The sequence below is a fragment of the Luethyella okanaganae genome (genome assembly GCF_042660285.1).
GTDB classification, from domain to species: Bacteria; Actinomycetota; Actinomycetes; order Actinomycetales; family Microbacteriaceae; genus Luethyella; species Luethyella okanaganae.
Genome location: NZ_JBHSTP010000003.1, coordinates 504556 through 510691, shown reverse-complemented (window position 1 = coordinate 510691; position 6136 = coordinate 504556). Strand labels below are relative to the sequence as shown.

At 67.9% G+C, this 6136-nt stretch carries 6 protein-coding genes; all 6 read right to left on the bottom strand.

Features of this window, described 5'->3' with window-relative positions:
- Positions 1–280: 280 nt before the first annotated feature.
- The 6 genes from ACFQB0_RS13840 to ACFQB0_RS13815 are packed head-to-tail and all read right to left on the bottom strand — an operon-like array spanning position 281 to position 6127.
- Positions 281–1741: a family 43 glycosylhydrolase gene (locus ACFQB0_RS13840; protein ID WP_386732752.1), complete on the bottom strand. Its 1461-nt coding sequence runs from the start codon at positions 1739–1741 to the stop codon at positions 281–283.
- Positions 1738–2397 (bottom strand): nucleoside/nucleotide kinase family protein, encoded by a 660-nt coding sequence (locus ACFQB0_RS13835; protein ID WP_386732751.1) that lies wholly within the window; start codon positions 2395–2397, stop codon positions 1738–1740. Before ACFQB0_RS13835 ends, ACFQB0_RS13840 begins: the two co-directional genes overlap by 4 nt.
- Complete coding sequence (locus ACFQB0_RS13830; RefSeq protein ID WP_386732749.1) at positions 2390–3277, bottom strand: sugar phosphate isomerase/epimerase family protein; 888 nt, start codon at positions 3275–3277, stop codon at positions 2390–2392. The genes ACFQB0_RS13835 and ACFQB0_RS13830 overlap by 8 nt, the downstream gene beginning before the upstream one ends.
- The gene (locus ACFQB0_RS13825) at positions 3274–4305 is read right to left on the bottom strand and encodes a nucleoside hydrolase (RefSeq protein WP_386732747.1); all 1032 of its coding nucleotides are present in this window, start codon (positions 4303–4305) and stop codon (positions 3274–3276) included. Before ACFQB0_RS13825 ends, ACFQB0_RS13830 begins: the two co-directional genes overlap by 4 nt.
- Positions 4302–5120 carry an ATP-binding cassette domain-containing protein gene (locus tag ACFQB0_RS13820; protein WP_386732745.1) on the bottom strand — a complete coding sequence of 273 codons (819 nt, stop codon included), beginning with the start codon at positions 5118–5120 and terminating at the stop codon, positions 4302–4304. The genes ACFQB0_RS13825 and ACFQB0_RS13820 overlap by 4 nt, the downstream gene beginning before the upstream one ends.
- The gene (locus ACFQB0_RS13815; RefSeq protein ID WP_386732743.1) at positions 5090–6127 is read right to left on the bottom strand and encodes an ABC transporter permease; all 1038 of its coding nucleotides are present in this window, start codon (positions 6125–6127) and stop codon (positions 5090–5092) included. Before ACFQB0_RS13815 ends, ACFQB0_RS13820 begins: the two co-directional genes overlap by 31 nt.
- Between the last annotated feature and the right edge of the window lie 9 nt (positions 6128–6136).

The following is a 6136-nucleotide window of genomic DNA, read 5'->3' as shown; positions in this document are numbered from 1 at the left end:
GCGATGCAGCTCCGGAATCCGGTGTTACCCAGCCTGGCAGTGCCGGTCGACCAGAGGCCGTCCGAACTCGCGCGCCACCTCAAGACCGACACGCGCATGGTGTTCACGAGTCTTCCTCAGTTCCGCGGGAACGGAAGATCCTGAAAGACCCAGGCGAAACAGTACGCCGCGCGCATCTCGCGCGTCAATGGAAGACGAGATGATGGAAAGGAACCTTCTGCCCCCAGTCCGGGGCCTCTTCCTCTCCGCGTCGATCGACGGCTCACGCCGACGAATTCTTCTACGTCGATTGGATGCCTCGAACTGCATATAGCGGATCGGGCGTGTCGAGCCCGGCGATCTCCGCCGTGTAGTCTGCAACGCCGTCCACGACGAACACGGTGGCGGCGTAACTCGCTCCCGCATCGAGCCGATGCGTCAACGCCACCTCCCCACCGAGGTACGCCTCGAAAAGGTCGCCGTCCAGCAGAAGCTCGAGGTGCGACCCGGAGGTGGGGGCGCGCAGGCGCCCGCGCGCAACGAACTCGCCATCGACCTCACGGTACTCGGCCGCACGGCCGGTGAGGTCGGCCCAGAAGTCGTCGAGCGGGGTCGGCTCGCGACGCAATCGCACCTCCCCCGTGGCGAGCATGATATCCACACGCCACCCGGCACCACGCCCGTCGGTGAGCAAAGACACCCCGACCGCAGACGTTCCAGCCGAGGCGCCGAAACGCAGTCGCAAGCGCGACCGAGCAGGCAGGAGCGACGCGACGACGGCCGCCGCGCTGCCACCGATCCCCTCGAGCCGTCCCGTCGCGAACAGGGCGGGCCCGACCTCGACCGTCACCGGCCGCACGTCGAGAGAGCCCTCTCGGGACGCGGTGACGATGCGAGGCGTGGCGAAGTCCCCTCCCCACAGCCAGCGAGGTCCACGGGAGTCAGTGACCCGGTCGTGGATCCACCCGAAGAAGACGCGGCCGTCCCCCGTCGGATTACGCGCCGACTTTGACGCATACCAGCGCCGGCCACCGAGCTCGGGCCGGGACGGCTCGCGAAACGGCCCGCGGGGACTCTCGGCGACGCGCGAGACCGTGCCTGCCTCCTCCGAGAAGCGGGAGTAGACGAGGTGCCACCGGTCGGCGTCATCCCGCCAGAGCTCTGGGCACTCCGGGCAGTACGTCGTACCGGGTGCATAGAGCGGCTCCGGCTCCACCGTCCAAGCGAGGAGGTCGGGCGAGGTCGCGAGCATGATGCAGCCTCTGGACCAGTGCGGTCCGTCCGAGCGGCGGGCGGCGATCAGCATCCACCAGACCCGCTCGTCTTCGTTGAAGAAGACGTAGGGGTCACGCCAGTCGACGGGCTCGCAGCCCTCGACCGGCAGCACGAGCGGGTTGGCCGGGTGCTTCTGGAACGTCACCAGATCGGTGCTGGTGGCCAGGCAGATCGTCTGCGGGTTCGCGGCAGCGACGTGGTGCCCCGTGTAGAACAGGTAGAACGTGCCGTCATGCTCCACGACAGAGCCGGTCCAGATGCCGCCGCCGTCATAGGCGTCGACCTCTCCCGGCTCGACGGCAGGGGGAAGCTCTTCCCATCGAAGCAGGTCACGCGAGCGCGCGTGTTGCCACGTGGTGCGGACTCGTTCGGGGTAGTCGAGAGTGCCTGCCGGCGAGGAGAGATAGAAGAGGTGGACCTCTCCGTCGTGCTCGAACGGAATGGCGTCGCCCGCGGCGGCGTTGGCTGGGCGTCGGAAGATGGTCATGAACCGGGTCTCCAGGGGTCGGATGGCAGCAGGTCGAAGGTGTCGGTCGGGACGATGAGGTCGGCCCTGTCGCGGCTGGCGACGATCCGGCCGGCGTTGGCCTCGTCCACCTCGTCGACCCAGCGGCGCGCCTGATCGGGCGTCTTGCCGAATCGCACGTGCCGGGCGACGAGGCGCTCGCGTCGCAGTTCGTCGGACACCTCGCAATACCAGACCTCGTCGAGCTCTGCGCGCACATCCGGCCACGGCGGCGACGCGTCGAGCAGGTAGTTGCCCTCCGTCACGATGAGCCGATCCGCCGGCGTCACGGCCATCCCCCCGGCGATGGGCTGCTCGATCTCGCGGTCGAACTCGGGCGCGTAGACGATGTTCGCGCGTTCCGAACGAATACGTCGGAGCGTCGCGAGATAGCCGTAGGCATCGAAGGTGTCGATGGCGCCTTTGCTGCCGCGCAGCCCGAGTCTGTCGAGCTCGCTGTCTGCGAGGTGGTAGCCATCCATCGGCACCCATGCAACCTGCGTCTGGGCGCCGGCCTGTCGCAACACCCACTCCGCGAGCGTCGACTTGCCAGAGCCCGGGCATCCGGTGATCCCCAGAATGACGCGCTCGCCCGGCTCCAGCAGAGCGGTCAGCCGCGCGCGGAGTCCATCAGACATGCGCCGAAGCGTTCACAGCGAGGTGATTGGCCATGAAGGCGTGAGCATGCGCGGCGAGATCGTCGCCGTCGTTCCAGAGGTCACGCCAGATGGCGAGGTCTTGGGAGAGGCCTGCGGCGACGACCGTCGACGAGAACGATTCGAAGGTGACCGGTCCGGCGTAGCCGACGGTGCCGAGGGCGTGGAAGAACCCCGTGAGGTCGAGGTGCCCCTGGCCGAGGTATCCGCGATGGTTCTCACCGATGTGAACGTACCCGAGGCGGTCGCCGACGTCGAGCACCGGGCGCACGAAATCGTCCTCCTCGATGTTCATGTGGTAGGTGTCGAGGTGGATCATCACGTTGTCCTCACCGATGTCGTCGGCGAGCATGAGAGCCTCGCGCGCGGTGTTGACGACATTCGTCTCATAGCGATTGCAGATCTCGAGACCGAGCGTGACGCCGAGCCCTCTCGCCTCCTTCGCCAGCTCCCGGATGACGCCGACCGCGTTCGCGCGCCCCGCAGCGGACAGCGGGTGGCCGTATTTGCCGAGCGCAGAATACAAGGCGCCCGTGAACACGCCGCCGCCGAGCTGCGACGTCGCCACGAGCGAGCGGTGCAGCAGCTCCGCGCCACGCGCGACCACGGCGAGGTCCTCACTCGACACATCGGCCGAGAAGGCCAGGCCCCTGGAGCAGACCACCTCGATGCCCGCCTGGTCGAGCCGGGCGCGGGCGTGGGCGATGTCCAAGCCGTCGAGGTCGTGCAGAGACAACTCGAGCAGATCGAAGCCGTGCGCGACCGTGCGCTCGACAGCGCGCTCGACCTCGGCGTGAGACGTGTTGCCGGCCCAGACGAGAGCGTGCACGCCGAGCGGGTTACGGGGGGCGGAGGTCGTCATGAGGCTCCTTCTTCGATGGCGAGGTGAGGCAGGATGGTGCGCACGATGTCGCCGACCACGGCCCGGCCGTCGACGTCGACGAGAGCACGTAGGTTCGGCTCCGCGTCACGCACGGTGACGGTCTGGCCCATGCTGTAGGTGCCGCCGGTCTCGACGCCGACGCTCATCGTCTCGAAGCGGCCGAGAGCCGGGTCGACCGCGACAGCCATGGCGAGCGGATCGTAGAGCACGCAGCCATGCGCCCATTCGAACATCGGCGCGTCGAGGTAGGTCTCGCAGATCGCCGACAGTATCCCCTCTGCCCCCGCCGCGGTCGGATCGAATCTGCGGATGGTCTCCTCTGGCAGCACGACCCCCTTTGCGGGATTCGTCACGTCGAGGCTCACCATGGTGAGGTCGATGCCCGACCGGAAGACCAGGTCGGCGGCGGGCGCGTCGTACCAGATGTTGCACTCGGCGACCGGGGTCACGTTGCCACGACCATACCGGGGATCGATTCCGAGGGCTCCGCCCATGAACACGATCGACGCGATCTCGTCCCGGATCGACGGGTCTTTCAACAAGGCGAGGGCGATGTTGGTCTGCGGGCCGATCGCGACGACCGTGACCTCCCCCGGGTGCGCGTGCACCGTCTCGATGAGGAAGTCGGCCGCGTGCATCCCGGTGATCGAGTCGCCGAGGCTCGGCAGCTCGATGCGTCCGGGCCTGCCGCGTTCACCGGCGTACATCATGGGCAGCCGTCCGGGCAGATCGCCGGTCAGCCGGGTGCCCATTCCCACCGAGACCGGCACGTCGCACCCGACCGCCTCCAGCACCGCCTTCGCACCGCGCGCACCGAGCTCGGGCGGGCAGTTGCCGAAGACCGTCGTGACACCGAGCAACTCGATTCGCGGGTCTGCGATGGCCAGGAGCAGCGCGATCGGGTCGTCGGCGTCGGTTCCGGGGATGCCGACGCCGGGATCGGTGTCGATGATGATCTTGCGGGGTGCGGCGATGGTCGGCACCGGCAGGATGGTCGCGAGCGTCATCGTGCGGACGCCTCCGTCGACGGGGCGACGACGGCCCCGGTCATGATGGCGACGGCCTCGGCCGGCGTGTGGCTCCTCGGAGTGACGACGGCCACGCGGCGTCCGAGACGCTGGATATGGATGCGGTCGGCTACCTCGAACACGTCCGGCATGTTGTGGCTGACCAGGATCACACCGAGGCCGCGATCGCGCAGCCGGCGGATGATGTCGAGCACCTGCGCCGTCTCACGCACGCCGAGCGCGGCGGTCGGCTCGTCGAGCACCACGACGCGGTTGCCGAACGCGACGGCGCGGGCCACGGCGACCGATTGGCGCTGCCCGCCCGAGAGGGTCTCGACGACCTGAGTGATGTCTTGCAGGGTGCGGATGCCGAGCTCGTCGATCCGTTTCTGCGCCTGCTCGCGCATCGCCTTGTGGTCGAGCATGCGCAGCACCGTGCCGAGAAAGCCGCGCCGCCGCTGCTCCCGGCCGAGGAACAGGTTCGACGGGATGTCGAGCGCGGGGGCGAGCGACAGCGTCTGATACACGGTCTCGATGCCGGCGGCCTGCGCGTCCTGGGGGCGGTGGAAATGCACCTCCTGGCCATCCACCGAGATCGTTCCGGCATCGGGCGACTCCGCGCCCGTGATGCACTTGACGAGTGTCGACTTGCCGGCACCGTTGTCACCGATGATGGCGAGGACCTCACCGGGATAGAGGTCGAGGTCGATGCCGTCGATCGCGACGACGGCGCCGTAGGTCTTGACGAGTCCGCGGGCCGAGAGGACCGGGGCGAGCGTTTCGGTCATCGCTTGGCTCCCGTCCGTCGAATCCATTGATCGAGGCTCACCGCTGCGATGATGAGGATGCCGATCGCAAGCGTCTGATACAGCACGTCAACCCGTGCGAGGGCGAGTCCGTTGCGGAACACGCCGACGATGATCGCGCCGAGCAGCGTCCCGAGCAGCCGGCCGCGACCGCCGAAGAGGCTGATGCCGCCGATCACGACGGCGGTGATCGAGTCGAGGTTGGCGTCGACGGCGGAGTTGGTCGTGGCCGCCCCGACCCGCCCGATGAGCACCCAGGCGGAGAGGGCGAAGATGATGCCGCCGACGACATACACGCTCAGCAGCACGCGCTTGGTGCTGATCCCCGCGAGGCGTGCGGCGTCCGCATCGTCTCCGACCGCGTAGACGTGGCGCCCCCAGGCTGTCTGAGACAACACGAAACCGCCGACCAGGTACAGCAGGATGACGATCACGACGCCGACCGTGAGCTGGAACGGCCCGACCGAGAACGAGGTGGCCGTCCAGGTGAGGAAAGGCCCGAGCACGTCGCCGCGAATCGAACGTCCTCCGCTCATCAGCAGTGCGAGAGCCGTGAAGATACCGAGGGTACCGAGGGTGACGATGAACGGCGGCAGTTTGACCTGTGCCACGAGCACCCCGTTGATGAGTCCCGCGAGGGCGCCCACGGCGATGCCGACGAGGAAGGCGAGCCACCCTGGCAGACCGTACTGGCCTGCCAGGGTTCCCATCACCATCGTGACGAAGATCATGATCGCGCCGACGGACAGATCGATGCCGGCGGTCAGGATGATGAGGGTCTGCCCCACGGCGAGCGCGCCGACGATCGCCACCTGCTGCAGGATCAGCGAGAGGTTCGAAGGCTGCCAGAACCTCTCGTTCACCAGGCCGAACACGATGACCGCTCCGATCAGCACGATGAGCGGGCTGATCGCGGGGTGTCGGTGCAGCACGCGTTGGATGCGCTGCACCGCTGTCAAAGGTCGCGAACGGAATGCCTCAGCAGCCGTCAGTTGCTCGTGCGTGGTGGTCGTCATCGTGCTTGC

Coding starts and splice junctions, on each gene's coding strand:
- ACFQB0_RS13840 (WP_386732752.1), bottom strand. CDS start 1,741: ATGACCATCTTCCGACGCCCAGCCAACGCCGCCGCGGGCGACGCCATT.
- ACFQB0_RS13835 (WP_386732751.1), bottom strand. CDS start 2,397: ATGTCTGATGGACTCCGCGCGCGGCTGACCGCTCTGCTGGAGCCGGGC.
- ACFQB0_RS13830 (WP_386732749.1), bottom strand. CDS start 3,277: ATGACGACCTCCGCCCCCCGTAACCCGCTCGGCGTGCACGCTCTCGTC.
- ACFQB0_RS13825 (WP_386732747.1), bottom strand. CDS start 4,305: ATGACGCTCGCGACCATCCTGCCGGTGCCGACCATCGCCGCACCCCGC.
- ACFQB0_RS13820 (WP_386732745.1), bottom strand. CDS start 5,120: ATGGATTCGACGGACGGGAGCCAAGCGATGACCGAAACGCTCGCCCCG.
- ACFQB0_RS13815 (WP_386732743.1), bottom strand. CDS start 6,127: ATGACGACCACCACGCACGAGCAACTGACGGCTGCTGAGGCATTCCGT.